Origin of the sequence: Achromobacter sp. SIMBA_011 (assembly GCF_046535435.1) — a bacterium.
GTDB classification, from domain to species: Bacteria; Pseudomonadota; Gammaproteobacteria; order Burkholderiales; family Burkholderiaceae_B; genus Achromobacter; species Achromobacter dolens.
The window spans coordinates 1-255 of sequence record NZ_JAWRWN010000836.1; the positions used below are offsets into that span (position 1 = coordinate 1).

1 pseudogene is annotated in these 255 nt (G+C 63.9%); it reads right to left on the reverse strand.

The features are described 5' to 3' along the window. Window positions 1–255 (reverse strand): annotated as a pseudogene (locus SB816_RS33350) (DNA polymerase II); the annotation flags it as partial.

A 255-nucleotide genomic window follows, 5' to 3' on the forward strand; every position in this document is an offset into this window, starting at 1 on the left:
GAACGCAGCTACCGACCCACCGCTGCGGTCCACGGCCAGCCCCGTCACCGACGCACGCTCAAGCAGGAAGTCGAGCAGCCGGGTATGGGCGAAAATGCGCGTGACCAGTTCGCAGTCCTTCAGGTTGTAGTGCGCCAGAGCCGGTTTGTCTTCGGCGAAGCGGCGGTTGATCTCGTCCATGCGCTGGTAGGGGTTGTCGATCGACTTGCCCTCCCCCAGCAGGGTCTGGGCGACGTTTTCCAGGCTGAAGGAAGG